Raw genomic sequence first — 25814 nt, 5'->3', positions numbered from 1 at the left:
ATGAGCGAACCCGTCAAGACCTGGAGCGAGGACGGCGTCGGCGTCATCGAGCTGGCCCGGCCCGACAAGTTCAACTGCCTCTCCCGCGCGGTGCACGAGGCGATCGACGCCGCGCGGCGCGGGTTCGAGGCGGATCCAGCCGTCCGGGCGATCCTCCTGCGCGCGCAGGGCAAGCATTTCTGCACCGGCGCCGACCTCGCCGAGGTCAAGGGGATCCGCACAGATGCCGGCAAGCTTGCGACCTTCATCGACACCGGGAACGCGACGTTGGCAGGGCTCGAGGCGTCTCCCCTGCCCGTCGTCTGCGCGGTGCAGGGCCTGTGCCTTGCGGGCGGGCTGGAACTGATGCTCGCGGCAGACGTCTGCATCGCGGCAGACGTCGCGCGCTTCGGCGATCAGCACGCGCAGTTCGGCCTCGTCCCCGGGTGGGGCGGCAGTCAGCGGCTTACCCGTCTCGTCGGCCTGCGCCGGGCGATGGACCTGCTGCTGACCGCGCGCTGGATCGAGGCGGACGAGGCGCTTTCCATCGGCCTCGTCAACCGGGTGGTGCCTCTCGCGAGCCTCGAGGAAGAGGCGATGACCTATGCCCGCACGCTCGCGACGCGCAGCAGGCCGGCGCTCGCGGAGATGAAACGGCTGGCGCGCCAGGGTCTCGACTGCCCGCTCGAGGGCGGCATCAGGATGGAGCGCGACGCGGTGATCGTGCATCTGCAGGGCGACGACGTGAGCGAGGGCCTCGCAGCCTTCGAGGGACGGCGCACGCCCCGCTTCACGCAGCATTAGGCTGACACGCGAAGGGGCGGACCGGCAGGCCCGCCCCCTCTTTTCAGCTCGGCCGTCGTCTCAGATCGGGCAGTCCTTGCGGAACTGCGGCTTGCGCTTCTCGCGGTGCGACTTCACGCCCTCGCGGACGTCCTCGCCCATGAAGCCCAGCATCTCCAGCGCGGTCGAGGTGTCGAAGATCGGCCCCGCCTGGCGCAGCCAGTTGTTGAGGGAGTATTTCGTCCAGCGGATCGCGCTTTGCGCCCCGTTGGCGAGGTCGGTCGCGATGTCGAGCGCCGTTTCCTGAAGCTTGTCGTCCTCCACGCACATGGAGACGAGGCCGATGCGCTCGGCCTCCTCGCCCGACACGGGCTTGCAGGTCAGCAAATAGTATTTCGCCTTGGCCATGCCGCACAGCAGCGGCCAGATGATCGCCGCCACGTCGCCCGCCGCGACGCCGAGGCGGGGGTGCCCGTCGACCAGCTTCGCCGATTTCCCGGCGATCGAGATGTCGGCGAGGATGCCCACGACGAGCCCGGCACCCGCCGCCGGGCCGTTGATCGCGGAAATGATCGGCTTGTTGCAGTTGATGACGTTGTAGACGAGGTCCTTGGCCTCCTTCCACGTCTTCATCAGTTCCTCGTGGTTGCCGGTCATGTGCTCGATCAGCGAGAAGTCGCCGCCCGCCGAAAACGCCTTGCCTGCGCCCGTCACAATCACGGCGTTGATGTCCGGGTCGCGGTCGATGTCGCGCCAGATGTCGGTCATCTGGGTATGCGTCTCGGCGTCGACGGAGTTGTAGGTTTCCGGGCGGTTGAAGGTGATGCGCAGCACGCGCTCCGCCGGATAGTCGATCTTCAGCTTGGTATAGGCCGCGTAGCGGTCGCCGGCGTTGCCACCCATGTCAGGCATTCCTTCCCTTGCGTTTCTCTGGTCGCCTCGTCCCTGCGGTTCCTGTCGTTCTGCCTTCAGGCACGGCGCGGGACAGTTTTCTAACGTCCGTTAGGTTAGGGACGCGGGCGCGCCCTTGTCAATTTCCCCCTCGGCATGGCGGCCCGGCGCGGGATGCGCGCGTCAGACCGCCGCAACCCCGTCGAGCGCACGCATGACGTCCGCCGCGATCTCGAAGGACGCAAGCCGCGCCTTGTGATCGAATATCTGGCCCGCAAGGATCACCTCGTCGGGCCGGTAGCGGGCGATCAGCGCGGCAAGATCGGCGCGCACCATCTCGGGCGTGCCGGTCGCGGAGACGGCAAGTGCCTGCTCCACCATGGAGAGGGTCGCGCCCCCCAGCACCGCCGCGATGTCGTCGACCGGGCGCGGCAGCGGGCCGGGGCGCCCGAGCCGAAGATTGGCGAAGCCCTGCTGCTGGGAGCTTTTCAGGCGCAGCGCTTCCGCTTCCGTCTCCGCGGCATAGACGTTGATCGCCATCATGAAGTGCGGCTTTGGCAGATGTGCCGAGGGGCGGAACGTCTCGCGGTAGATTTCCGCCGCCTGGTCGAGGGCGGCCGGCGCGAAGTGCGAGGCGAACGCATAGGGCAGCCCCAGGTGCGCGGCCAGTTGCGCGCCATAGAGGCTCGACCCCAGGATCCAGACGGGAACGTTGGTGCCGGTTCCGGGCACCGCGCGCACCTTCCGGCCTGCATCGCCCGCGTCCGTGTCGTCGGCCAGGTAGCGCATCAGCTCGACCACGTCGTGCGGGAAATTGTCGCTGCCGTCGAGGCCGCGGCGCAGCGCCCGCGCGGTCATCATGTCCGTTCCGGGCGCGCGCCCGAGGCCAAGGTCGATGCGCGGCCCGTAAAGCGTGGCGAGCGTGCCGAACTGCTCCGCCACGACGAGCGGCGCATGGTTCGGCAGCATGATCCCGCCCGCACCGACACGGATCGTCTTCGTCGCCTCCGCGACATGGCCGATGACCACCGCCGTGGCCGCGCTCGCGATGCCCGGCATGTTGTGATGCTCGGCCAGCCAGTAGCGGGTATAGCCCCACCCCTCCGCATGGACCGCGAGGTCGCGCGTGTTGCGGAAGGAGTCCGCCGCGGTATCGCCCTTGCAGATCGGCGACAGGTCTAGGATGGAAAAGGGGATCATGGGCCGCCTCCCTTGTTGTTTTCCCATCCATACAGGGACGCAGGCCATCCGGGCAAACGGCATGGGTCGCTCTTGGTCGCGCGAGTGCGGCGGTGCTACCGTTCGGTCAGGGACGAAGCGAGCGGGGGAAAGCACGCCATGGAACGTTATGTCGTGTTCGCGGGCGTGTGTGTGCTTGCCGTGCTGTCACTCGTCGGACTGGCCCTGAGCGCGTGGTTCGCGGTACCGCTCGTGTTCTTCGGTGCGCTCAGCGTCCTCGGCGTGCGCGACCTGCTGCAGACCCGCCACGCGATCCTGCGCAACTATCCGGTCCTCGGCCACATGCGCTTCCTGTTCGAGGGGATTCGGCCCGAGATCCGCCAGTACCTGATCGAGAGCGACCAGGACGAGGAACCGTTCTCGCGCGACGAACGCTCCCTCATCTACCAGCGCGCCAAGGGCGTGGAGGACAAGCGCCCCTTCGGCACCCGGGCCCGGGTCTATGACGCGGGATACCAGTGGATCACGCACTCGGTCGTGCCGAAGCATATCGCGGACCATGACTTCCGCGTGCACATCGGCGGGCCGGACTGCCGCCAGCCCTATGAGGCGTCGCTCTACAACATCTCGGCCATGAGTTTCGGCGCGCTGTCGGCCAACGCGATCCTCGCGCTCAACATCGGCGCGAAGAAGGGCGGCTTCGCGCACGACACCGGCGAAGGCGGCATCAGCCGCTATCACCGGCAGGGCGGCGGCGACCTGATCTGGGAGATCGGCTCGGGCTATTTCGGTTGCCGCACCGCGGAGGGCCGGTTCGACGCAGAAAAGTTCCGCGACCAGGCCGCCGACCCGCAGATCCGCATGATTGAGGTGAAGCTCAGCCAAGGCGCCAAGCCCGGCCACGGCGGCGTGCTGCCCGCCGCCAAGATCTCGCCCGAGATCGCGGAGGCGCGCGGCGTGCCCATGGGGCAGGATTGCGTCTCGCCCTCCGCACACCCCGAGTTCTCGACCCCGACCGGCCTGATGGAGTTCGTCGGGCGGCTGCGGGAGTTGTCCGGGGCCAAGCCCGTGGGCTTCAAGCTCTGCATCGGTCACCGGCGGGAGTTCATGTGCATCGTCAAGGCGATGCTGGAAACCGGCGTCGTGCCGGACTTCATCGTGATCGACGGCAAGGAGGGCGGCACGGGCGCTGCCCCGCTCGAATTCGCCAACCACGTCGGCATGCCGCTGATCGAGGGGATGACGTTTGCGCACAACACCCTGCGCGGGACGGGACTGCGCGAGCGCATCAGGATCGGCGCATCGGGCAAGCTTGTCACCGCCTTTGACATCGCCAAGGCGCTGGCGCTTGGCGCCGACTGGGCAAACTCCGCACGCGGCTTCATGTTCGCTGTCGGCTGCATCCAGGCGCAGGCCTGCCATACGAACCGCTGTCCCGTGGGCGTCGCCACGCAGGACACGCTGCGCCAGCGCGCCCTCGACGTGCCCGACAAGTCGGAGCGCGTGTTCCGCTTCCACCAGAACACGCTGAAGGCGCTGGCGGAGATGACGGGTGCGGCAGGCCTCTCCCACCCCGGCGCATTTCTGCCCCATCACCTGCTGATGCGGGAACGCGACCGCGACATGGTCACGGGCGAGGAGGTCTATCCCTATATGCCGGAGGGTTTCCTGCTGCGCGGAGAGGAGGACCGGTTCGGCTATCTCGACCGCTGGCGGCGGGCGAGCCCCGACACGTTCGAACCCGCCCTGCCCGCCGTCTGAGCACTCCCGTCAGCCGGCGGCGATCCGCACCACGCGGGAGAAGCGCTGGCGGTACTTCGCGGGCGTGATGCCGACGCGGCGGCGGAACAGGCGTCGCAGGAAGTTCGGGTCCTCGTAACCCACCTCGACGGCGATCTCCTCGACCGGCAGGGCGGTCGTCTCCAGCAGGTGCTTGGCCTCCTCGATCCGCAGCGTCTGGACATAGTCCATCGGCGCATAGCCCGTCGCCGCCCGGAAGCGGCGCACGAACGTCCGCTCCGGCAGGCCCGACCGCTCCACCATGCGCGCGACCGGGTTCGGCCGGTGGTAGTTGTCCGCGATCCAGGCTTGCGAATCGCCCACGAGGGCGTCGTCGTGGCGGCGCGCCTTGCGTGCGCCCGCGAAGGGCAGCTGCCCCTCCGAATGATCGCCGAGCAGGAAGATCTTGGCGATGCGCACCGCCTCCGTCCCGCTGGAGAAGCGCGCGACGAGATAGAGTGCGAGATCCTCCCACGCCGACGCACCGCCGCTCGTCACGATGCGGTCGCCGTCGCCCGCCGCGGTCAGGATCCGCTGGGGAACGAGCTGGACGCCCGGATAGCAGGTCCGGATGAGATCGACCGCAGACCAGTGCGTCGTGGCGTTGAGCCCGTCGAGCAATCCCGCCTCCGCGAGCAGGACCGCGCCCGTGCACACCGAACAGATCACCGCGCCCGCCTCATAGCGTGCGCGCAGCCACGCCGCCTCCTCCGGCCAGCGCCCGGCGAGGCTTTCGCCCGGCGGCAGCGCGAGATCGGTCACGATGACGATGTCGGCGTCGCCGAGCCCTTCGTGCGGTTGGACCGGGATGCCGAGCGCGGTCGCCACGGGTGCACCCCCGCGCGCGACTAGCTTCGGCGAAAAGGGCACGCCCGCCGGCGGTTCCCCCGTCAGGTCCTGCCACGTCCGCCCGACCGACAGGAACACCTCGTAGAGACCGAACAGCGCGCCCGGCGTGCTCTCCGGTAGGGCGAGCAGTGCGATCGAGGGACCTGCGGCGTTCCGTGCGTCCATGGCGCCAGTGTGGCGGGTTCGGTCCCTTCCTGTCCAGAACCGCCCTCGTGAGCGGCGTCCGGGCGGCCTATCCCCGGCGCATCGCAACCGACCATACCGGAGATGACCGATGAACCAGATCACCCCCTTCCCCACCGTCGACGCCACGGCGGCGGAGCGCTTCCTCGACCGCATGTGCGAGATCATCGACCATGGCGCGACCGCCGCGATGATCTCGGTCGGCCACCGCCTCGGCCTGTTCGACACGCTGGCCGCCCTGCCGCCCGCGACGAGCGAGAAGATCGCCGCGGAGGCCGCGCTGGCCGAACGCTATGTCCGCGAATGGCTCGCGTGCATGGTGACGAGCGGCATCGTCCGCTACGACCCGGCCCACCGGACTTACCGGCTTCCCGCGGAACATGCCGCCTGCCTGATCCGGGGCGCGCCGCTCGGCAACATGGCGGTGTTCGCCCAGCACATCGCGCTGATGGGCGCGGTGCAGGACCGCACGCTCGCGACCTTCCAGACCGGCGAAGGCACGTCCTACGGCGACTATCCCTGCTTCCACCAGATCATGGCGGAAGACAGCGCCCAGACCGTGACGGACGCGCTGTTCGAGCACCTGCTGCCGCTGGTGCCGGGGATCGAGGCGCGGCTGGAAGCCGGCATCGATGTGCTCGACGCTGGCTGCGGGCAGGGCTCGGCGCTGATCGCGCTCGCCGAACGCTTCCCGCAGAGCCGATTCACCGGCTACGACCTGTGTGCCGACGCCATCGAGACGGCCACGCGCCGGGCGCGCGCGGCGGGGCTCGGCAATATCCGGTTCGAGACGCGCGACCTCACGGGCTTCGCGGACCGGGCTTGCTTCGACTTCGTGACCTCCTTCGACGCGGTCCACGACCAGAAGGATCCCGAAGCCCTGATCCGCGGCCTGAAGGGCGCGCTGCGCCCCGGCGGGGTCTACCTGATGCAGGACATCGGCGGGTCGGCGAAGCTCGAGAACAACCTCGCCTTCCCCATGGCCTCCCTGCTCTACGCGATCTCCTGCGTGCATTGCACGCCGATCTCGCTCGGCCAGGGCGGCAAGGGTCTCGGCACCATGTGGGGCTGGGAGACGGCCGAGGCGATGCTGCACGAGGCGGGCTTCGGGCAGGTGCGCCGCCACGTCCTGCCGCACGACCCGCTCAATGTCTGGTTCGTCGCCCGCGTCTGAAACGACGCACGCGCCGGCCTTCGCCACTTGCCGGGGCGGAGGCCGCACCTTACGCACAAAGGAAAGGTTCCTCCCATGCTTCGCAGTGCGCTGCGGCTCGCCTATGCGGGCCTTGCCTATACGCTTGCGCTCGGCGCGATCGCCTATCTCGTCGGTTTCCTCGCCGATATCGCCGTCCCGAAGGGCATCAATTCCGGCCCGGCGGGGGACCCATGGACAGCCGTGGCCGTCGATCTGGGCCTGATCGCCCTGTTCGGCCTGCACCATTCGGCGACGGCACGGCGGCGGTTCAAGGCCTGGTGGACCCGGATCGTTGCGCCGGACCTCGAACGCGCGACCTATCTCTACATGACGGTGGCGGCGACCGGCCTGCTCGTCTGGTTCTGGCAGCCGATCGCGGTCACGGTCTGGCATGTCGTCTCGCCGGTCGCGGCGGCGGCCATCCTCGCCCTCTACCTCGCGGTCTGGGGCGCCATGTTCGCGGCGACCTTCCACATCGGGCACTTCGGCTTCTTCGGCCTGGCGCAGGTGTGGGACAAGGTCCGCGGCAGACGGACGGAGCCCGCACCTTTTTGCGCGCGCTGGCTCTATGCCGCGGTCCGGCACCCCATCAGCCTCGGCTGGATGCTGACGCCATGGCTCACCCCCCACATGACCGTGGGGCAGATGGTCTTCGCGCTGGGCGTCGCCGCCTATGTCCTGGTCGCGACGGTGTTCGAGGAGGCGGACCTCGCCGCCGAACTGGGCGAGACCTACCATGCCTACCGCGCGCGCGTGCCGGCCTTCCTGCCGCGCATCGGCTGAGCGCCCGCGCACAGGCAACCGCTCGCCTCCAATACGGAAGGCGCGACCGGCGTCGCCGTCAGGCGGTGACGCCGGCGAGAGCGCCGAAGCCAGCGGTGTCGAGATCGGCGATCAGGCCTTCGCCATCGGCCTTGCCAAGCGGGACGAGCGGCGGGCGCACCTGCGTCCAGCCGGGATCGCTGCCATAGTGCGCGATGGCGTACTTCATCGCCGGGATCATGGGGCGCTGCTGAAAGATCTTCCGCACGGCCGACAGGTCTGCCTGGGCAGCGTCCGCGTCCGCATCGCGCCAGTGCGCGGCAAGCCGGGCGATGGCCTGCGGGTTCACATTGGCAGTTGCGGAGATGCATCCAACGGCCCCGTTGCGCATCCCCTGCAGCAGGAAATCCTCCGACCCCACGAAGACCGCGAAATCGTCCCATTGCCGGTCGAGCATCGCCTGCGTGTTCGCCCAGTCGCCGGAACTGTCCTTGATCCCCACCACGGTGCCGGGGAAGTCGCGAACCAGCCGCTCGATCAGGCCCAGCGTGATCGGAACGCCGGTCAGGTGCGGGATGTGGTAGAGATAGATGCGCAGGCCATCGGCACCGACCCGGCCGATCACCTCCGCGTAATAGCGATAGAGCCCGTCTTCCGGCACGCCCTTGTAGTAAAAGGGCGGCAGCATCAGCACGCCGCCACATCCGAGGCGCACCGCATGCGCGGTCAACGCCACCGCATCGCTCAGCGCGCAGGCGCCGGTGCCCGGCATCATGTCGGCGGGCTCGACCCCGCTGCCTGCCAGCCGGTCGAGCAGATCCTGCTTCTCCCCGACGGACATGGAGTTGGCTTCGCTGTTCGTTCCGAAAACGGCGAGCCGCACCCCATGCGACACCAGCCATTTGCAGTGTGCGGCAAGGCGCGCCGCGTCGGGCGCAAGATCCTGCCCGAACGGTGTGACCACAGGCGCGAGCACGCCCGAAAACCGGTCCTGTGATGTCATCCCTTTTCCCCATCGCTGTTCCACGCGGTTCCGAGCAGGATGGCAGGTCCGGGTGCGCTTATCCATCCCCCGGCAGGCCGCAAGGTTCATCCTTCGAGCGTCAGCACGACCGAGCCCGTCGTGCGCCCGGCCTCGAGGTCTGCATGAGCGCGGGCCACCTCCTCGAAGGCATAGACGTGATCGGCCCTCACGCGGATCTCGCCGCCTGCGACGCGCGCAAAGAGGTCGGCCGCCATGTCGGCCCGTTCCTGCGGATCGGCGATGTAGTCGCCGAGCATCGGCCGCGTGACCGTGAGAGAGCCGCGCGTTCCAAGCTCCTGAATCGCGATGGGCGGGATGGGACCCGACGCCTGTCCGTAGCAGACGAGGTGGCCGCGGCGGGCGAGGCTGTCGAGCGAGCCCACGAACGTCTCGCGGCCGATCGCGTCATAGACCACGCCGACCATGCGTCCGCCGGTGATCTCGGCGACCTGGCGGGGCACATCGGCATCGCGTCCGACGATCACGTGCGCCGACCCGTGGGCACGTGCAAGCGTCGCCTTTTCCTCTGTCGACACGGTCCCGATCACCTCGGCGCCCAGCGCAGCCGCCCATTGCGCGAGGATCAGGCCCACGCCACCGGCCGCCGCATGCACGAGGATCGGCTCGCCAGCCCTGACGGGGTGGACGGCGTGCAGCAGCATGTGCGCGGTCAGCCCGCGCAGCGTGATGGCCGCCGCGGTCACGTCGCCGATGCCGTCGGGGAGCCGCACGAGGTGATGCGCCGCGATGACCCGCGCCCCGGCATAGGCACCGGACACGGAAGCATAGGAGACCCGGTCGCCCGCCTGCCAGCCGCTCACCCCCTCCCCGACGGCGTCGATCACGCCGACGCCCTCGCGCCCGGGGATGCAGGGCAGTTGCGCAGGGTAAAGACCGGTGCGCGTATAGATGTCGGTGAAATTGACCCCGCAGGCCGTCTGGCGCAGACGCACCTCACCGGGTCCCGGGGCAGGAACATCGACCTCCTCGAGTTTCAGCACCTCGGGACCGCCGGTCTCGTGAATGCGTACGGCTCGTGGCATCGTGCTCTCCCTCTGTCGCGGCGGCGCGTCCCGCCGCGCCCCTCTCCGTCGAAGCGGGCACGTCCCCTGATGCGGGGCCGGGCGGATTCATACGCGCAGACGCCATGGCCCATGTGCAAGGGGCCTTTGCGCAAGGGGCCTATGCGCCCGCGCCCTGCCCCTCCCCGCCGGGGCAGACGGCGTTTCGCACGACACCCGAAAGCCGGGACAGCGGTTCCGACAGCGGGGAGCTATTTCGCCAGACCATGCCGATCGTCCGCGTCGGCCGCGGCGGCGCGAGCCGGGCCACCGAGACGGGGGCCGAGCGGGTCTCGACCCCAACCGCCATCTCCGGGATTAGGGTCACGCCGAGCCCGGCGCCGACCATCTGGACGAGGGTCGCAAGCGACGTGCCCTCCATGACATCGCGGGGTCTGGCCGCCGACATGGCGCAGAAGGCGAGGGCCTGGTCGCGGAAGCAATGCCCCTCTTCTAGCAGGAGCAACCGCATCTCGCGCAGCATGTCGGAGCTTGGTACGGGCCTGTCTGCGTCTGCAAGGGGGCGGACCAGAACGAACTCCTCCGAAAAGAGGGGCTGTTCGTGAAGGGTCGGCTCCGACACCGGCAGGGCCACGATCGCGGCATCGAGCCGCCCATCCATGAGTTCCTCGATCAGCTTCTCGGTCACCGCTTCGCGCGGGCGCGGATCGAGGCCGGGCAAATGCGCGGCCAGCGCCGTGATGACGCGCGGTAGCAGGTACGGTGCAACCGTCGGAATGACACCGATCTGCAGCGGCCCCGACAACGGCCCGGCCGCGGCGCGCGCAAGATCCTCGAGCGCATGGACGTCGGCCAGCACGGCACGCGCCCGGCGCGCGAAAGCCGCACCCAGCGGTGTCAGGCGAATCCGGCGCGCGGTCCGCTCCGCCAGTGGCGCGCCCAGGATCTCTTCAAGCTCCCTGATCTGCAGCGAGAGCGCCGGCTGCGAGATCGCGCACGCCTCCGCAGCACGGCCAAAATGGCCGTGGCGGGCCAAGGCTTCGAAATAACGCAGGTGTTTGAGGGTCAGTCGATTCATTTGTTTTCCATATCAGGCTGATTGGGAAATGAAAATTTCCCTGATCACAATTCGATGGTAGCTCTCTGGCTTGTACCGCGCGTGCAGACGCTAGGGTTTGCACCAATGCCGCGCAGGCGCGGCGCAGCGCTACCGTCGCCATGAAGGGGACGGGAACCGAAGCAAGGCTGGGAGAGAGACGATGGACGGCAATGATCCGAAGACAGCGGGCAAGTGCCCGGTCATGCATGGCAGTGCGACTTCGACCGGCACCTCGAACATGGACTGGTGGCCGAAGTCGCTGAACCTCGACATCCTCCATCAGCACGACACGAAGACCGATCCCCTCGGCAAGGACTTCGACTATCGCGAGGCGCTGAAAACACTCGACATTGCGGCCCTGAAGACGGACCTGCGCGGCCTGATGACCGACAGCCAGGACTGGTGGCCGGCCGACTGGGGTCATTATGGCGGCCTGATGATCCGCATGGCGTGGCACGCGGCGGGCTCCTACCGCATGGCGGACGGGCGCGGCGGCGGCGGCACGGGCAACCAGCGGTTCGCGCCGCTGAATTCCTGGCCGGACAACGCCAACCTCGACAAGGCGCGCCGTCTCCTCTGGCCGATCAAGAAGAAGTACGGCAACCGGATCAGCTGGGCCGATCTCATCATCCTCGCGGGCAATGTCGCCTATGAATCCATGGGCCTGAAGACCTTCGGCTTCGGCTTCGGGCGCACGGACATCTGGCACCCGGAGAAGGACACCTACTGGGGCTCGGAGAAGGAGTGGCTGGGCGCCACCCGCTACGACGGCGAGGACCGGGAGACGCTGGAGAACCCGCTCGCCGCGGTGCAGATGGGCCTGATCTACGTGAACCCGGAAGGCGTGGGCGGCAAGCCCGATCCGCTGCGCACCGCGCAGGACGTGCGGATCACATTCGCCCGCATGGCCATGAACGACGAGGAGACGGTCGCGCTCACCGCCGGCGGCCACACGGTCGGCAAGTGCCACGGCAACGGCCGGGCGGAGAACCTCGGCCCCGATCCGGAGGGTGCGCCGGTCGAGGAGCAGGGCCTCGGCTGGATGAACCAGAAGACCCGCGGCATCGGCCGCGACACGGTGACGTCGGGCCTGGAGGGCGCGTGGACCACGCACCCGACCAAGTGGGACAACGGCTATTTCCACCTGCTGCTCAACCACGACTGGGAACTGAAGAAGAGTCCGGCGGGCGCCTGGCAGTGGGAGCCGGTGAACATCAAGGAAGAGGACAAGCCGGTCGACGCCGAGGACCCCTCGATCCGCCGCAACCCGATCATGACCGACGCCGACATGGCCATGAAGATGGACCCGGAATACCGCAAGATCTCCGAGCGGTTCTACAAGGACCCGGACTATTTCTCGGAGACGTTCGCGCGGGCATGGTTCAAGCTCACCCACCGCGACATGGGCCCGAAGGCGCGCTATTTCGGACCCGAGGTTCCGGCCGAGGACCTGATCTGGCAGGACCCGGTCCCCGCAGGCCCGACCGGCTACGACGTCGACGCGGTCAAGGCGAAGATCGCCGCGAGCGGGCTGAGCGTCGCCGACATGGTGGCGACGGCCTGGGACAGCGCCCGCACCTTCCGCGGCTCGGACATGCGCGGCGGCGCGAACGGCGCCCGGATCCGCCTCGCGCCTCAGAAGGACTGGGAGGGTAACGAGCCCGCGCGCCTTGCCCGCGTGCTGGGCGTGCTGGCGCCGATCGCGGCGGACGCGGGCGCGAGCGTCGCCGACGTCATTGTGCTCGCCGGAAATGTCGGGGTGGAGCAGGCGGCGAAGGCCGCGGGCGTCGACATCGCGGTGCCGTTCTCACCGGGCCGCGGCGACGCCACCGACGAGATGACGGACGTGGAGTCCTTCGACGTGCTGGAGCCGATCCACGACGGCTACCGCAACTGGCTCAAGAGGGACTACGCGGTCACGCCGGAAGAGCTGATGCTCGACCGCACGCAGCTCATGGGGCTCACAGCCCCGGAAATGACGGCGCTGGTCGGGGGCATGCGCGTGCTCGGCACCAACCAAGGCGGCACCAAGCACGGCGTGTTCACCGACCGGGAAGGCGCGCTGACCACGGACTTCTTCGTCAACCTGACGGACATGGCCAACCGCTGGGTGCCCAGGGGCGACAATCTCTACGAGATCGTCGACCGCAAGACGGGCAACAGGAAGTGGACCGCGACGCGCATCGACCTCGTCTTCGGCTCGAACTCCATCCTGCGCGCCTATGCGGAGGTCTATGCCCAGGACGACAGCAGGGAGAAGTTCGTCCGCGACTTCGTGGCGGCGTGGACGAAGGTCATGAACGCGGACCGCTTCGACCTCGCATAGGCCCGGACCGGACATCTCCGCCTCTCCCCGCCCCTCTTGCAAACCGGCGGGGAGAGGTCTTGCCGCCGGCGCCCCCCGCCAGACCGCGGCGCTGCCTGCAGCCGCAGTACAGTTTCCGGACTATCGAGTCCCTCAATGCCCTGCCTAACCTGATTGCGCTTTCCATGCGGCACGTCGGGGTATCGGGCCATGCAGGCCCGGTCACGGCGCGCGCCAATCGGACAAGGGAGACCGGAAATGCCCCTCAAGGTTTCGCGCGGACCGCGCGCACACGCCATGGTTCATCGCATTCGGCTCGCCGCGGTACTTGCCACGACGGGCCTTCTGTCGGGGATCGGCACAGCGGCCTCTGCCGATGGGGTGGAGGACAGGATCGCGGAAGCGCTGAGCGCCGCTCCTCCCGGGATCAGGGAGACCGCGACCGTGTCGGATCTCGACGGCACCGTGCTACGGCCCGGAGACGGTGCCTACACCTGCTTCCCGGCACCGGAAAAGGTGGCGGGCCCAATGTGCATGGATGGCGAGTGGATGCGGTGGATGGACGCCTGGTCCGGTGGCAAGCCGTTCCAGGCCGGGCGTGTCGGCATCGCCTACATGCTGGCAGGCGACGCCCCGAACGGGGGCGCGAGCAACGTCGATCCCGCTGCGAGCCAGCCGACAACAAAGAACGACTGGGTGGTGGAAGGTCCGCACCTGATGGTGATCGTCCCGGACAATGCCACTCTCGAAGGGCTGCCGACGACACCCGACACCGACGGGCCCTACGTGATGTGGCCCGGTACGCCCTACGCCCACATCATGGTCCCGGTGGCGGAACGCCCGGCGCAACGGCAGGCGGAGGGCGGCTGACCGGGCCGGGCCGGTGGCGGTGCGCTGCACATCCATCGCACCGCCACTCCGGCATCTCAGCCCGCCGCACGCGCAGCCGGCTGGATGTTGTGGTTCACGCGAAACAGGTTCTGTGGATCGTAGCGCGCCTTGACCTGCTGCAGCCGCTCCATGTTGCCGCCATAGGCGCCGTCCAGCCGGTCCGTCTCGTCCTCCGGCATGAAGTTCACATAGACGCTGCCCGCCGCGTGCGGCTGAAGCGCCGTGAACATCTCGCGCGCCCAGCCGATGCAGGCCGCATCCTTCGCCGGATCCTCCCATCGCGTGTGCACGTTCATGGTGAAATGCGCATCGCGCTGCGGGAAGGCGGTTTCATCCGACGCCACCCGTGCCATCGCTCCGCCGACATGGGCAATGAACACCTCGCATTGCGGATCGGGAAGCGCTTCGACCGCGGGAAGCAGCGTCTCGATGGCCGCATCGGACAATTCCGTGAAGTCGTGGCTCTTCCAGTAGTTCCGGGCGCCGGGTGTCAGCAGCCCGTCGAAAGCCGCCTGCCATCCGGTGAACGGATGCGGCGAGATGACATCGGCGACCGGTGTGCCGAGGCTGCGCAACTCGCGCAAGGCAAGCTCGCCCGCGTCCATGTCGCCCGCATAGCAGGCGGCGAAGATCAGCACCTCCCGGCCATGCCACTCGGCGGGCAGGAAAGGCAGCGGCGGCGCCTTGCGCATCACGGCCCAGACCGTGAGATCGTCGGGCGCTTCGGCGCAGATGCGGCGGAAATGGCGCAACAGGTCCGGCGCATCCTCCAGCGGATGCACGACAAGTCCTGACATCACCTGCGGCCCCACCGGGTGCAGGCGGAACTCGAACGACGAGACGACCCCGAAATTGCCGCCACCGCCGCGCAGCGCCCAGAACAGGTCCGGGTTCTCGTCTGCGCTGGCCTTGAGGATCTCCCCATCGGCGGTGACCACGTCGGCCGAGATCAGGTTGTCGATCGTCATGCCGAACTTGCGAGTGATCCAGCCGAAGCCCCCTCCAAGGGTCAGCCCGGAAATGCCGGTCGTCGAGTTGATGCCGACCGGCACGGCGAGGCCATGCAGCTGCGTCTCCCTGTCGACGTCGGAGAGCAGGCACCCCGGCTCGACCCGGGCAGTGCGCGCTTGCGGATCGACATGGACGGAGCGCATCTGCGACAGGTCGAGCAGCAACGCCCCATCCGCCACCGCATGTCCGGCGATCTGGTGCCCGCCCGCACGAATGGCGATCAACAGTCCGTTGTCGCGCGCGAAGGCCACCGCCTCCCGGATATCGCTTGTACCCAGTGCCCTGACGGCAAGGCCCGGCGTGCGGTCGATCATGCCGTTCCAAACTGTCCGCGCCTCGTCGAAGCCAGGCTCGCCCGGCAAGGCCGCTGTCCCGCGCAGACGGCTGCGCAAGGCCTCCACGGCCTCGATGGACACCGTCTGCGTGTCTCCGTCCAGCGTTCTCATGGTCACGTTCATCTGCCTGTCCTCCCCTCTGTCTGCTGCGCCGCCGTCCCGCAGCACCAGCGAACCTCCGTATCGGAGGCCGTTCGGGCGCGGCGGCGGGTACATCGAAGTATGGGTCCGGTGCGCACATGGCTGCCAGTGCGGGATCTGTACTGGCAGGTTCAGTTTCTGGACTGGCCGGAGTGTGTTAGTCTCGCTTTGGTCGAGCCCGATGACTGCGAAAGGAGCTCGCGATGACTTCAGGGAGTTATGGGCAGTTCTGTCCCGTCGCCATGGCGGCGGAGACGCTGTGCCGCCGGTGGACGATGGTTGTCGTGCGGGAGCTCGTCGCCGGATCGACACGCTTCAACGATCTGCGCCGCGGCGTGCCGCGCATGTCGCCTTCGCTGCTGTCCCAACGGCTGAAGGAACTGGAGGCAGCCGGTATCGTCGAGCGCGTGCCGGCGCATGGCGAGCACGGGGTCCACGAATATCGGCTGACCCCTTCCGGCAGGGACCTTTTGCCAGTCGTGGAAGCCTTCGGGTTCTGGGGGCAGAAATGGGTCGAGTCCGAGCCCTCGCTTCAGAACCTCGACCCCGCGCTGCTGATGTGGGACATGCGCCGCAATCTCGATCCGACGCCGCTGCCCCCCGGACGCACGGTCATCCGCTTCGTCTATCCGGAGCTTCCGCCCGCCAGCCGCAAATGGTGGCTGGTAGTCGATCCGTCAGGCGAGGTTGACCTGTGCTCGGCCGATCCCGGGTTCGAGGTCGACCTCTACATCACCACCGACCTGCGGACGATGACCGCGATCTGGATGGGCCTGACCACGGTCGCGCGCGAGCGTGAGAAGCTGGAACTCGACGGCACGCGCGACGTGGCGCGGACAATGCAGAAATGGCTGGGCCTCAGCCCCTTCGCCCGACAGCGCAAGCTCGTCGCCTGACGCGCCCGCTCCGCGCGCGGCAGGTGCGCTGCGCCGGGCGATTGACAGGCCGGATCGCGCCGCACCAGCATACCGGAACCCCCGCAAAGCTGGAGCAGCCCCGCCGATGACACAGATGCCTGCCGCCACGCCCGAAGCCGACACGCTCTCGCGCCTGCTGGACGCGCGCTACAGCTGCCGCGGCTACCGGCCCGATCCGGTGCCCGAGGCGGTGATCCGGCGCATCCTGACCATGGCCCAGCGCACGGCGTCCTGGTGCAATTCCCAGCCCTGGCAGGTGATCGTGACACGGGGCGCCGGGACGGAGCGGTTTCGCGAGGCCCTCCATGCCCACGCATCGGAGCATCAGGGCAATCCCGATTTTCCCCATCCCCGCGAGTATCGGGGCGTCTACCTGGATCGGCGCCGGGCCTGCGGCTTCCAGCTCTACGACGCCGTCGGCATCGCCCGCGGCGACCGTGCCGCGTCCCGCCAGCAGGCGTTGCAGAACTTCCGCCTGTTCGGTGCGCCGCACATCGCCATCATCACGACGGACGAGGCGCTGGGCGTCTATGGTGCCGTGGATTGCGGCGGCTATCTCGCCACCTTCCTGCTGGCGGCCCAGGCGATGGGGATCGCGACGATCCCGCAGGCAGCGATCGCGTCCTATCCGGACCTGATCCGCGCGCATTTCGGACTGGGTGAGGACCGGCGCGTGGTCGCCGGCATTTCCTTCGGCTACGAAGATCCGAACCACCCCGCCAACGCTTTCCGTACCGTGCGCGCTAGCCTGGACGAGGCGGTGAACTGGGCCGACACCTGAAGCCTGGCAGGTCTGCACCCGGCGGCACGATCCGGGAAGAAGGAAAGGAGGCGCCGCGAACGGCCGCGGCGCCCCGTTGGTTCCGTCAGAATCTGCCCCACGGGTTGCACGGATCGGTCACGATCCAGCCGCCGCTGAGGCTCGACAGGCAGCTCGTATTGCTGCCGTTCGCGGTGTGCAGCTTGACGTCCGGCACCGTCGGACGGCCGTTCTTCTTGATGCAGGCGTTGCCCGAAACCTCACCCGCATCCGTGTCCGGTATGGGCTCGGTCGGATCGCAGAAGGCCGTCTTTGCCGACGCCTTGCTGCCTTCGCACGCCGTGTGGTTCGCCGCCGCCGAGTTGGTGGAACGGCGCCCCGTGTTGTCGCCATAGACGATGATCGTGTTGCCTGTCACGCTGGTCGTCAGCCCCTCGCGCAGCAGGTGCGTGTTGGCGTAGCTGCTCGAGAAGTCCCGCGGGTCGGAGCTTTCCGGGTCCGGCACCGCGGCGAGCGGGTTGGTGCGCGGATCGGAGGCGACAGCCGGCGGGTTCATCGCCGCGCAGAACGCATCCATTGCCGGAACCGTTCCCGCTGCCGAGCTTCCCATCGACCAGAACACGAGAAGGCGGTTCACAGGCTCCAGCAGCTTGAAGTTCTTGACGCCGTAATAGAGCTGGCCGTTCTCGACATAGTACATGTTCATGTCGCAGACCACGAACGCGGTCTTCGGCGTGCCGTTCTTGATGCCCATGATGGCATCGAACCCGGCCGCATTGTTGCCGGCGTCGACAAGCTGGACCGCCGCAGCGAGAGCCGGGCTGAAGCTGGTGATGTCCCGGATCGTCAGGGTGTCGTAGGTGCCGGTCGCATCCGATTTCGTCTGCGTGTCGGGGTCCGCGTCCAGGTTCACGCCCGGGTTGACGCCGATTTGCTCGGCGATCTCGGACGCCCTGACCCGGATCGACTTGTTCGGGTTGAAACCGCTTCCCGAATCCCAGACGACATAGTCATGGTTGGCGTTCGCGGAGGATGGCGTCGCCAGGACGGGACCGGGTGCGTTGGAAATCCGGCGGTAGCTGGCGTTCACCATTTGCGTCACCGGCGACTCGCACTGTTGGAGCATCAGGTCCACCAGGTAGCCGATGTCCGCTTCCTTGAAGCTGTCGAGCGGGATGTTCCGCACGACGGTGTTGGTCGAGCGCTGGATCGGCACGTCGTCGATGTAATCGGATTGCGCAAGCGCAGGCGACACCGCGCCGGCGGAAAGCGCCAGCCCGGCGATAGCAGCAGTAAGTCTCGTACGCACTGTCATGTGATGCACTCCCTTGATCTGGTAGACCCCACGCCCTCGGGACTCAGAAGTTGAGCGTCAGCCTCCCCATGACTGTGGCGCTCGGGAAATAGGGACCGGTCGACGGCTCGTCGCCGAACTCGCGAAAGCCGTCGTCCTGGTAGGAAAATCCGGAGTCGAACAGGTTGCGCACTTCGAGGCTGAAGCTGCCTGCCCTGTTCGGGAAGCGGTAGCCGACGTCCGCGTCGACGACGAAGAAGTCCGACTGCCCGTCCGCGAAGGCACTGCCCGCGGCACGTTCGACATCCTGGTTCACATAGGTCGCCCGGACGCCGCCAAAGAAGCCACTCGGATCGAAGTAGCGCGCGGTGAGCGGGATCGAGAACGTCTGCATCTCGAGAGGCACGGGCCCGATGTTCGTCAGAACGCTGGGTTCGGCCTTGAAGCGGTCGTAGACGAACTCGATGCCGACCGGGACGCGCGGATGCGGCAACATGCTGAAATAGAACCTGTGCGTTTCTTCCTCGTGGTCGGGATAGATCGCAGAGGCCGGCGTCAGCTGGACCGGTTCGTCGATCCGCCGCCACGTGGCTTCCGCGCCGGCGAACATGGTGTCGCTGATCTGCCAGTCGACGCCGAAGCCCCAACGCCGGGACTTCGCGCCGTTGCCGTCGTCGAAATACTGGTTGAAGCCCGCGACCTGCGTCGGCTCGATCGTGCGGTTGGACACCAGCGGCGGCTTGATGACCTGCGTGTAGGCGGCACGGAGCGCCACCGACGGCAATGGCCGCCATTCGAGGCCGAACTTCGGGTTGACGCCGCTGACGTCCTTCGGCCCGCTCTCGAAGTCCTGGAGGCTGAGGCCCGCCGTCAGCGTGAGATCCTGCGGCAGGATGAACGAGCCGTAGGCATAGGCCCTGTAATCCTCGGAATCGAGCGCCTGCAGCCCGGACGCGATCGGCGGCAGCACCGCCGTCGAGAAGTAGCTGTTGCTCTCCTCGTCGGAGGAGGTCATCGACGCCCCGAACGTGAGGTTGAAGGCATCGGCCTGGTAGATGTGCTGAACTTCCGTCTGGAACGACTTTGCGTCGATGTTCGTGTTCAGGAAGAACGGCTGCGGACCCAGGCCGATGTTGATGAAGCCCTGGGTGGCCGTTTCCGAGGCACGGCGGTGGGAATAGAGCAACGAAACCAGCGTCGTGTTGCGCGGATCGGGCGCAAGCTTCATGCCCAGCCGCAGGCTGTTGTCCCGGAGCGACTGCTCGAAATACGGATCGTAGTCGTCGGGATCGAAGTTCATGGCGAGGTCGCCGTTCACCGTCTCGCGGTGACGGGCTTCGATCTGCAGGGTCACCTCGGGCGACACCGCCCACTGACCGAAAGCGTTGTAGATCGAGTGTGATGCATCGAAATTGTAGCGGAAGCCGTCACTGCGGAACTGGAAGATGCCGAGGCTGGCCGCCACGTTGCCCTGCCTCCCCGCGACCGCCACTTCGCCGCCGAGCGTCTGGTCGTTGCCCACGCTGCCCGTCGCGGTGATCCGCGTCCCGTCGCTGTCGAAGAGCGAGGTATATTCATTGAACCCGGCATTGGCCGGGCCGCCCGAGGACACGAGGTTGAGGTTCGTTTCCGTCAGGCTCGGCTGCACCGGGCTCAGGGTCAGGCCCTGCAGAAGCTGCGAGCGCGTGAGTTCGCTGACCCGCGCCAGTTCGCGCCGCCGCTCGTTGCGGTAGAGGTCCGCGAGGAACCGGTGCGCCGCCGCGTTGGCAGGGTCGATGTTCTGGGAGCGGGCTGCCTCACGCATCCCAAGCGCGATGAAGCCCAGATCCTCGTAGATCCGGCCGAGGCTCGCGCCGCGGGCAGCCGCATCCTGGTCGAGTTGCAGCCGCCCGCGATACACCGCGCGGTTGTCGTTGCGCGCGATGGATTGCTGAATCTCCGCCAGCGCCTCGCCCGGCCGGTTCTCCGTCTGCAGACGGATCGCCTCGTAGAGGTACGGCGTCGGGTCTTGCGGATCGAGTTCCTTGGCGATCACGTATTGCTCGCGCGCGAGCGGGGAACGCTCCTCCTCGAAATACGCCTTGCCCAGGTAGGAGCGCAGCAGGGACCGGTTGGAGTCGAGGGCGACGGCAGCATCCAGTTCGCCGCGTCCCGCCGTCAGGTCGCCCTCCCGGATCAGCGCGAGGCCGCGCCCGAGGCGGGGCATCGGGTCTGCCTCGTCAAGCACGACGGCCTTGTCGAAGGCAGCCTTCGCGTCGGCGGTCCGGTATTCGGTCAGCGCCGCAAACCCCTTCATCACATGCGCGCGCTGAAGTTCGGGATCGAGCGCGAGCGCCCGGTCGGCAGCCTCGCCGGACCGGTCGCGATAGCCCAGCGACAGCCAGATCTCCGAGAGCCGCGCCTGGATCAGCGCCGAGTCCGGCACGCGGGCGGCCCCGGCGAGCAGCGTGTCGCGCGCCTCTTCCAGCCGGAACTCGGACTGCTGCGCCAGCGAGAGCGCGATATAGGGCGCGGCACTGTCGGGCGAGACCTCGACGGCGCGCTGCGCCTTCGTCATCGCCGAGGCATTCTCGTTGCGCACGACGTCGATGACGGCGCTCAGGGCCAAGGCGTCCCCATTGCCGGGTTCGGCCCGGAGGACCCCGTCCAGAACCTGGCGGGCTTCGTCGGCACGTCCGACCGACATGTAGAGCGAGGCGAGATAGAGCCGGGCGCGCATGGTGGGCGTTCCATCCTCGCGCAGGCGGGCAATAGCGGCATCGGTCCGGCCGCGTTCGACGAGGCGCTGGGCCTCGATCATCGAGGCCGGATCCACCGCGGCCGTCGGCTCCATGGACAGCGCCGGCGGGTAATAGAGACCCCATGTCACGGCGTCGCGCGGCCGCACCACGACGACACTGCGCGGCGCGCTCGTGGCATCGGCGCGGGCCGCCGAACCGCTGGACACATCCAGCGTTCCACGGTCGTTGGACGCGACGACCAGGCCTTCCACGACCGTCAGCGTGGAATCGGTCTCGGTGACGCGCAGCGCGAACTCCGTGCCCTCGATCGTCGCGTTGATGTACGGCGTATCGACCTTCAGCGTGCGCGGGCTGCGGCTGAAGGAGTGGATCGCCCCGACGACCAGCTGAAGGAAGGACCGCTCCTGCGGTTCCGGCGTGACGTCTGAGAGGACGAGGGTGGTGTTCGCATCGAGGCGGAGGACCGCATCGTCGGCAAGCTGGACCGCTGCGCGGCTGTTCGCCCCGGTACGGATGGCATCGCGGTCGCAGAGTTCCTGGTCGAGCCCGGCCCGGCGCCAGTCGCTGCCGGCACGGTATTCGACGGAGCCCTGGGCAGAAATGACCCGGCCAGCCAACTGATCGCAGCTTCGGGAGTCTGCCGCATGACTTTCCATGGCGGCACCGGCCACCAGAAACAGCGCCGCGGCTCCCATGCCAAGATGGGCGCGCATGCTTCACCCCCCACCCCGCTGACGCGAGGTCAATGCCCAAAAGGAGAAACTGAGCCCACCGCAACAAACGCAGACAGAAAATTATATGAAAATTGTATGTTTCGCAATGAAAATGCGGAATTTTGCATATTCATTTTCAGAAATTGAAATGTGTATTGTCCAATTTGGCACTATTTTTCAGTCATCGTAAGCGTTGTCGGGTCCTCTGGAGGGACCTCCCCCTGTGCGTAACGGCGGCTGACGTCGAGATAGAGGGCAATCGCGCGATCTGCCGGGTAGCGCTCGGCCAGGGCTTCGAACGCGGCGCGCGCCTCGTCCCAGCGTTCCGCGGCGAAGGCGGCGAGCCCGGCGGCGAACCCCTGCCGCAGGCTTTCGCTATCCGTCTCGGGCGTGGCTTCCGGCACGACGATCTCCACGACCGGGACCGGCTTGGCCTTGCCCACCACCCCGAAACGCCCCATCGGGCGCATGGTGAAGTCGTCCAGCCCCTCCACGACGGTCGCGGCTGCGAGGATCCGCGTGCCCAGCTTCTTGTTGAGGCCCTCCAGCCGTGCGGCGCTGTTGGCCGGATCGCCGAGGATGGAATATGACATCCGCCCGCCCCCGCCGGTGTGGCCGAGATAGAAGGGCCCGTCCTGCAGCCCGACCCGCGCGGTCAGCCGCACGTCGGGGTCGTCGGCCGCGAAGGTTTCGATCGCCCGTACCACCTCGAGCGCCGCACGCGATGCGTTCCGGCGCACATCGGGATCTTCCGGCTCGCCGATCCACGCACACATGATGGTGTCGGCATGGAATTCGGTGACGTCGACATTGCACCGCTTCAGCGCCTGGGCGATCGCCTCGAAATAGGCGTTCATGAAGGCAGCCAGTTCCTTGGGAGACTTCTTCTCCGAAATGGTGCTGAACCCGGACATGTCGGTCGCGAGACAGACGCCGTGCACAACCTGGTTGAGGCTCGCCGTGTCGACACGCCCCTGCGTCAGTTCCTTGACGAGATGCTCCGGAAGGTATTGGGACATCGCGGCGCCGACGCGCAGCTTCTGGCGGCGCTCCATCAGGTATTGGCCCAGCAGACCCGCCACGATCACGAACGGGATCTGCACGGCGAGCGGCGTGACCATCGGCAGCCAGAGCGCGTCGCGGGCGAAGACGTGTGCGGCGCCATAGGCGTAAGCCGCGCCCACGGCCAGCACCAGCGGGATCCCGATGTAGGCGGACGGCCAGAACAGCAGCTGCGATGCCGCCAGGCCAAGCAACGTCACGATCAGGAGCGACAGCCACGCGGGCGGCAGGTCGATTGTCCGGTCCGTCAGCAGGTTGGCGAAGGATGTCGCCATGATCTCGAGGCCCGACAGATCGATGCCGCGGTCGCTGGTGAATACCGTGTAGAAACGGTCCGGCTGGTCCGGGGAGTAGAGGTCGGAGTACCCGACAAAAACGGTCCGCCCCGCGAGAGCGCGCGCGTTGTCCTCCACCCGTGTGCGCGCCTCGGACGCCTCGGCCTCCGGCGTACCCCCGAGGTCCTCGACCGAAACCACGTCCTGGTAGCCGAGCGTGGGAATCGTTCCGGGTGGGCCGTAGTAGTTCGTGTAGCGCTCGTCCGGTCCGGCGTAGAGCGCGGTCAGGATCAGGACGGCGTTGCGTGCCTCCGGCGTCAGCGTCGCCGATTGCGCCAGGTCGCGGATATGCTGGCCGAGAAAAGGCTTTCCGAGAAAATACTTGCGCAGCCCCTTCATGTAGTCGCGGATCGTCCCCGGCGCCTTCAGCGCACCCGCCTGGGGCGCCAGGTCGGACGGCACGCCTGCCCTGTCGAGCATGTCGCGCCATGCCTGGTGATGGGCCAGCATCTCCAGTTGCACGGCGACGGCGGCGGTCGTCGGGGTGTCGTCGGCGCTCGGCTTGAAGGCCCAGAACTGGAACGACGATTTCTCTATCTTGGGCAGCGGGAACGGGGCATAGGCCCGGGCTGCCTCGGCAAGCGGTTCCACGGGCGGCTGGGAGGTTTCGACCCAGACCCACCGCTCCACATTGTTGCCGCTGACGAGGCGCTCGTTGTGGCCGTCCAGCCGCTCGAACAGGACGACGCTGCCAGCAGCGCGCACCGCATCAGCGAACAGCAGGTCGTCGATCGGGTCCTTCGGCTGGCTGAAGTCCATATCGAAGACCATCGCCTCGGCGCCGGCCTCCATGCTCCGCCGCACGAGGGTTCCATGCAGGGAGCGGGGCCAGAAACGCGGCAGGCGCGCCAGCCCGAGATCGGGACCGCTGCGGCTGTTGATCCCGACGACCGCCACTTCGGGCGGCGGAGCCGCCGGACCCCGCATCATGAACAGCCATCCCAACCCGAATTCACGCTCGATGAAGGTGCCGACCGGCGAGATGAGAAGCCCGACGCCAAGCAGTATCGTCGCAACGCTGAACGTAATGCTGTGCATCCACCGCGTCATCGCACCCTTGCCCACCCCAGAATAACGACGGAAATTGGCTGATCCGTCCCCGGCGGCCGATGCGAATACGCGGCCAGATGCGCGACGTCCGAAAAGGCTTATCGCCTGTTGCCGCAAGCGCAAAGAAGAGTAGCCTGCGAAATCATGGTTGCGCGATGAGGGCGCCGATTGCAATGCCCAGGCACGAGGTCACGGAGAAAGCGGCCATGGGGCCTCGGCGCGCGGCCGCCAGGGGCTTCGCCCTGCCTGTTGTCCTGCTGCTCCTCGGTGTCCTGTCGCTGCTCGCGCTTCGCCTCGTCGAACGGGGCCGGGAGGATATGGAGGCCGCGCAAGCCCTTGCCGCGGAGGCGCGCGCAAGGCATGCAGCCGATGCGGGATACGAACTCTTCCTCGCGCACCATGCCGATCCCGCGCAACGCAGGGTGCCCCTGACCCTCACGGCCGACCTGGAGGCCGGCGACGTGACGGTCACCGTCACCGCGGAAACGGGCAAGGTCGATCTCAACACCGGGGCGCCGATCCTGATCGAGCGGCTCCTTCGCGTATCGGGCGTTGGCACGCCGGATCCGGCAGAAGCCGCGCGCCGCATCCTTGCCTATCGCGCACCAGAAGCCGGCGGCGTGTTTCGTGCGCCCGAAGAGGCGATCGCGGTTGCTGGGCTCGATCCGCTGGCCTTCGGCAAGGTCCGAGCGTTTCTCACGGTCTACGGCGGGCATGGCGGGATCGATCCGGTCTCCGCGCCCCGGGAGGTCCTGCTGGCCGTGCCCGGAATGACGCCGGCACTGGCCGAGGCTGTGCTTGTCGCGCGCGAGGCGGGCACGCCCCCGCCCCTCGCGGCACAGGCGCTCCTGGCACCCCTTCGCGCCCTTCCGCGTCCCGTTTACACGGTTCGTTCCGTGGCCCGGATGGACGATGGAAGCGTGTTCGTCAGGGAAGCGATCGTCGATCTCGAGACGCCCGGACTGCCAATGCTGCTGGCGTGGCGCCGCGAGGTGCCGCCGCTCCCGGACGCTGGAGGCGTTGCCAGATGAATCCGCCGGAACTGGCCTCGGCTGCGGTGCTGACTGTGCTTCTCGCCGCGCTCGCGGTGTCGGATGCGCGCCGCTACGTCCTCCCCGACGTGCTGAACCTTGCGCTCGCGGTCTGCGGCTTCGTCTCGACCGCCCTGTTGAGGCCCGATGTGCTGCCGGATGCGGCAATCGGCTGTCTCGCCGGATTCGCCGCCTTCGCCGGGATTGCCGCCGCCTACAGGCGCCTGCGCGGCCGCGACGGCCTGGGCCTCGGCGATGCCAAGCTGATGGGGGCCGCGGGCGCGTGGGTGGGCTGGCAAGGCTTGTCGAGCGTCGTCCTGATCGGGGCGTTCGCGGCACTGGCCGCAACGCTCGCCATGGCGAAGCTGCGCGGCGAGACGGTTCATGCAGCCACGCGGGTTCCGCTCGGCATCTTTCTTGCTTTGGGCCTGTGGATAACTTGGATGTTCGGCCCTCTCACGGCATGAGGCGGGCCGCGCCGGG

20 protein-coding genes are annotated in these 25814 nt (G+C 67.9%); 10 read left to right on the top strand and 10 right to left on the bottom strand.

The genetic code is table 11. From position 1 onward, the window contains the following. Positions 1-783 (top strand): enoyl-CoA hydratase/isomerase family protein, encoded by a 783-nt coding sequence (locus tag NJQ99_RS15915; protein ID WP_269333862.1) that lies wholly within the window; start codon positions 1-3, stop codon positions 781-783. A gap of 60 nt (positions 784-843) precedes the next feature. Here NJQ99_RS15915 and NJQ99_RS15910 read toward each other — a convergent pair whose 3' ends face one another. Then, positions 844-1665: an enoyl-CoA hydratase/isomerase family protein gene (locus tag NJQ99_RS15910; RefSeq protein WP_269333861.1), complete on the bottom strand. Its 822-nt coding sequence runs from the start codon at positions 1663-1665 to the stop codon at positions 844-846. A gap of 171 nt (positions 1666-1836) precedes the next feature. Further along, complete coding sequence (locus NJQ99_RS15905; RefSeq protein ID WP_269333860.1) at positions 1837-2853, bottom strand: LLM class flavin-dependent oxidoreductase; 1017 nt, start codon at positions 2851-2853, stop codon at positions 1837-1839. Positions 2854-2991: 138 nt separating this feature from the next. On the opposite strand from NJQ99_RS15905, the gene NJQ99_RS15900 reads away from it, so the two are divergent. Further along, positions 2992-4593, top strand: a complete 1602-nt coding sequence (locus NJQ99_RS15900) for an FMN-binding glutamate synthase family protein (protein WP_269333859.1) — start codon at positions 2992-2994, stop codon at positions 4591-4593. A gap of 9 nt (positions 4594-4602) precedes the next feature. Here NJQ99_RS15900 and NJQ99_RS15895 read toward each other — a convergent pair whose 3' ends face one another. Beyond that, positions 4603-5625, bottom strand: a complete 1023-nt coding sequence (locus NJQ99_RS15895; protein WP_269333858.1) for a GlxA family transcriptional regulator — start codon at positions 5623-5625, stop codon at positions 4603-4605. Between the two features lie 109 nt (positions 5626-5734). On the opposite strand from NJQ99_RS15895, the gene NJQ99_RS15890 reads away from it, so the two are divergent. Together NJQ99_RS15890 and NJQ99_RS15885 are read left to right on the top strand one after the other, a co-directional pair. Next, entirely contained in the window at positions 5735-6817 is a 1083-nt protein-coding gene (locus NJQ99_RS15890) for a class I SAM-dependent methyltransferase (RefSeq protein WP_269333857.1), read from the top strand. 75 nt (positions 6818-6892) lie between these two features. Continuing rightward, positions 6893-7621, top strand: a complete 729-nt coding sequence (locus tag NJQ99_RS15885) for a methyltransferase family protein (RefSeq protein WP_269333856.1) — start codon at positions 6893-6895, stop codon at positions 7619-7621. A 58-nt stretch (positions 7622-7679) separates the two neighbouring features. Here NJQ99_RS15885 and NJQ99_RS15880 read toward each other — a convergent pair whose 3' ends face one another. From NJQ99_RS15880 to NJQ99_RS15870, 3 genes are all read right to left on the bottom strand, one after another. Continuing rightward, a complete protein-coding gene (locus NJQ99_RS15880; RefSeq protein ID WP_269333855.1) occupies positions 7680-8603 on the bottom strand; it encodes a dihydrodipicolinate synthase family protein in 924 nt (307 codons plus the stop codon). Between the two features lie 86 nt (positions 8604-8689). After that, positions 8690-9667, bottom strand: a complete 978-nt coding sequence (locus NJQ99_RS15875; protein WP_269333854.1) for a quinone oxidoreductase family protein — start codon at positions 9665-9667, stop codon at positions 8690-8692. Between the two features lie 139 nt (positions 9668-9806). Next, on the bottom strand, positions 9807-10724 hold the full coding sequence (locus NJQ99_RS15870) for a LysR substrate-binding domain-containing protein (RefSeq protein WP_269333853.1): 918 nt from the start codon (positions 10722-10724) through the stop codon (positions 9807-9809). Positions 10725-10905: 181 nt separating this feature from the next. Between NJQ99_RS15870 and katG the strand changes: the two genes are divergently transcribed. Next, positions 10906-13071: a catalase/peroxidase HPI gene (katG, locus tag NJQ99_RS15865; protein WP_269333852.1), complete on the top strand. Its 2166-nt coding sequence runs from the start codon at positions 10906-10908 to the stop codon at positions 13069-13071. 276 nt (positions 13072-13347) lie between these two features. Beyond that, positions 13348-13920 (top strand): hypothetical protein, encoded by a 573-nt coding sequence (locus tag NJQ99_RS15860; protein ID WP_269333851.1) that lies wholly within the window; start codon positions 13348-13350, stop codon positions 13918-13920. A gap of 56 nt (positions 13921-13976) precedes the next feature. Here the strand turns inward: NJQ99_RS15860 and NJQ99_RS15855 are convergent, their stop codons facing one another. Next, the gene (locus tag NJQ99_RS15855) at positions 13977-15410 is read right to left on the bottom strand and encodes an FAD-binding oxidoreductase (protein WP_269333850.1); all 1434 of its coding nucleotides are present in this window, start codon (positions 15408-15410) and stop codon (positions 13977-13979) included. A gap of 221 nt (positions 15411-15631) precedes the next feature. Between NJQ99_RS15855 and NJQ99_RS15850 the strand changes: the two genes are divergently transcribed. Both NJQ99_RS15850 and NJQ99_RS15845 read left to right on the top strand, forming a co-directional pair. Next, complete coding sequence (locus tag NJQ99_RS15850; protein ID WP_269333849.1) at positions 15632-16324, top strand: winged helix-turn-helix transcriptional regulator; 693 nt, start codon at positions 15632-15634, stop codon at positions 16322-16324. Between the two features lie 106 nt (positions 16325-16430). Then, a complete protein-coding gene (locus NJQ99_RS15845) occupies positions 16431-17126 on the top strand; it encodes a nitroreductase (RefSeq protein WP_269333848.1) in 696 nt (231 codons plus the stop codon). An 85-nt stretch (positions 17127-17211) separates the two neighbouring features. On the opposite strand, the gene NJQ99_RS15840 is transcribed toward NJQ99_RS15845, so the two are convergent. The 3 genes from NJQ99_RS15840 to NJQ99_RS15830 all read right to left on the bottom strand — a co-directional run bounded on the left by NJQ99_RS15840 (position 17212) and on the right by NJQ99_RS15830 (position 24288). Beyond that, complete coding sequence (locus tag NJQ99_RS15840) at positions 17212-18420, bottom strand: hypothetical protein (protein ID WP_269333847.1); 1209 nt, start codon at positions 18418-18420, stop codon at positions 17212-17214. Positions 18421-18463: 43 nt separating this feature from the next. Then, positions 18464-21853 (bottom strand): TonB-dependent receptor domain-containing protein, encoded by a 3390-nt coding sequence (locus NJQ99_RS15835; RefSeq protein WP_269333846.1) that lies wholly within the window; start codon positions 21851-21853, stop codon positions 18464-18466. Between the two features lie 170 nt (positions 21854-22023). Continuing rightward, positions 22024-24288, bottom strand: coding sequence for a CHASE2 domain-containing protein (locus NJQ99_RS15830; RefSeq protein WP_269333845.1), 2265 nt, complete (start codon positions 24286-24288; stop codon positions 22024-22026). A 185-nt stretch (positions 24289-24473) separates the two neighbouring features. On the opposite strand from NJQ99_RS15830, the gene NJQ99_RS15825 reads away from it, so the two are divergent. Further along, positions 24474-25331, top strand: coding sequence for a helix-hairpin-helix domain-containing protein (locus tag NJQ99_RS15825; RefSeq protein ID WP_269333844.1), 858 nt, complete (start codon positions 24474-24476; stop codon positions 25329-25331). Beyond that, on the top strand, positions 25328-25798 hold the full coding sequence (locus NJQ99_RS15820) for a prepilin peptidase (RefSeq protein WP_269333843.1): 471 nt from the start codon (positions 25328-25330) through the stop codon (positions 25796-25798). Before NJQ99_RS15825 ends, NJQ99_RS15820 begins: the two co-directional genes overlap by 4 nt. The last annotated feature ends 16 nt before the right edge of the window (positions 25799-25814 follow it).

The organism is Futiania mangrovi (genome assembly GCF_024158125.1).
In the GTDB taxonomy this organism is placed as follows: domain Bacteria; phylum Pseudomonadota; class Alphaproteobacteria; order Futianiales; family Futianiaceae; genus Futiania; species Futiania mangrovi.
This window is presented reverse-complemented; position numbering and strand designations above follow the sequence as displayed.

What these genes read in the sequence shown, in the direction of transcription:
- NJQ99_RS15890 (WP_269333857.1), top strand. Translation starts at nt 5,735, where the DNA reads ATGAACCAGATCACCCCCTTCCCCACCGTCGACGCCACGGCGGCGGAG.
- NJQ99_RS15870 (WP_269333853.1), bottom strand. Translation starts at nt 10,724, where the DNA reads ATGAATCGACTGACCCTCAAACACCTGCGTTATTTCGAAGCCTTGGCC.
- NJQ99_RS15845 (WP_269333848.1), top strand. Translation starts at nt 16,431, where the DNA reads ATGACACAGATGCCTGCCGCCACGCCCGAAGCCGACACGCTCTCGCGC.
- NJQ99_RS15835 (WP_269333846.1), bottom strand. Translation starts at nt 21,853, where the DNA reads ATGCGCGCCCATCTTGGCATGGGAGCCGCGGCGCTGTTTCTGGTGGCC.
- NJQ99_RS15875 (WP_269333854.1), bottom strand. Translation starts at nt 9,667, where the DNA reads ATGCCACGAGCCGTACGCATTCACGAGACCGGCGGTCCCGAGGTGCTG.
- NJQ99_RS15900 (WP_269333859.1), top strand. Translation starts at nt 2,992, where the DNA reads ATGGAACGTTATGTCGTGTTCGCGGGCGTGTGTGTGCTTGCCGTGCTG.
- NJQ99_RS15905 (WP_269333860.1), bottom strand. Translation starts at nt 2,853, where the DNA reads ATGATCCCCTTTTCCATCCTAGACCTGTCGCCGATCTGCAAGGGCGAT.
- NJQ99_RS15860 (WP_269333851.1), top strand. Translation starts at nt 13,348, where the DNA reads ATGGTTCATCGCATTCGGCTCGCCGCGGTACTTGCCACGACGGGCCTT.
- katG (WP_269333852.1), top strand. Translation starts at nt 10,906, where the DNA reads ATGGACGGCAATGATCCGAAGACAGCGGGCAAGTGCCCGGTCATGCAT.
- NJQ99_RS15820 (WP_269333843.1), top strand. Translation starts at nt 25,328, where the DNA reads ATGAATCCGCCGGAACTGGCCTCGGCTGCGGTGCTGACTGTGCTTCTC.
- NJQ99_RS15830 (WP_269333845.1), bottom strand. Translation starts at nt 24,288, where the DNA reads ATGCACAGCATTACGTTCAGCGTTGCGACGATACTGCTTGGCGTCGGG.
- NJQ99_RS15880 (WP_269333855.1), bottom strand. Translation starts at nt 8,603, where the DNA reads ATGACATCACAGGACCGGTTTTCGGGCGTGCTCGCGCCTGTGGTCACA.
- NJQ99_RS15855 (WP_269333850.1), bottom strand. Translation starts at nt 15,410, where the DNA reads ATGAACGTGACCATGAGAACGCTGGACGGAGACACGCAGACGGTGTCC.
- NJQ99_RS15825 (WP_269333844.1), top strand. Translation starts at nt 24,474, where the DNA reads ATGCCCAGGCACGAGGTCACGGAGAAAGCGGCCATGGGGCCTCGGCGC.
- NJQ99_RS15910 (WP_269333861.1), bottom strand. Translation starts at nt 1,665, where the DNA reads ATGGGTGGCAACGCCGGCGACCGCTACGCGGCCTATACCAAGCTGAAG.
- NJQ99_RS15895 (WP_269333858.1), bottom strand. Translation starts at nt 5,625, where the DNA reads ATGGACGCACGGAACGCCGCAGGTCCCTCGATCGCACTGCTCGCCCTA.
- NJQ99_RS15840 (WP_269333847.1), bottom strand. Translation starts at nt 18,420, where the DNA reads ATGACAGTGCGTACGAGACTTACTGCTGCTATCGCCGGGCTGGCGCTT.
- NJQ99_RS15885 (WP_269333856.1), top strand. Translation starts at nt 6,893, where the DNA reads ATGCTTCGCAGTGCGCTGCGGCTCGCCTATGCGGGCCTTGCCTATACG.
- NJQ99_RS15915 (WP_269333862.1), top strand. Translation starts at nt 1, where the DNA reads ATGAGCGAACCCGTCAAGACCTGGAGCGAGGACGGCGTCGGCGTCATC.
- NJQ99_RS15850 (WP_269333849.1), top strand. Translation starts at nt 15,632, where the DNA reads ATGACTTCAGGGAGTTATGGGCAGTTCTGTCCCGTCGCCATGGCGGCG.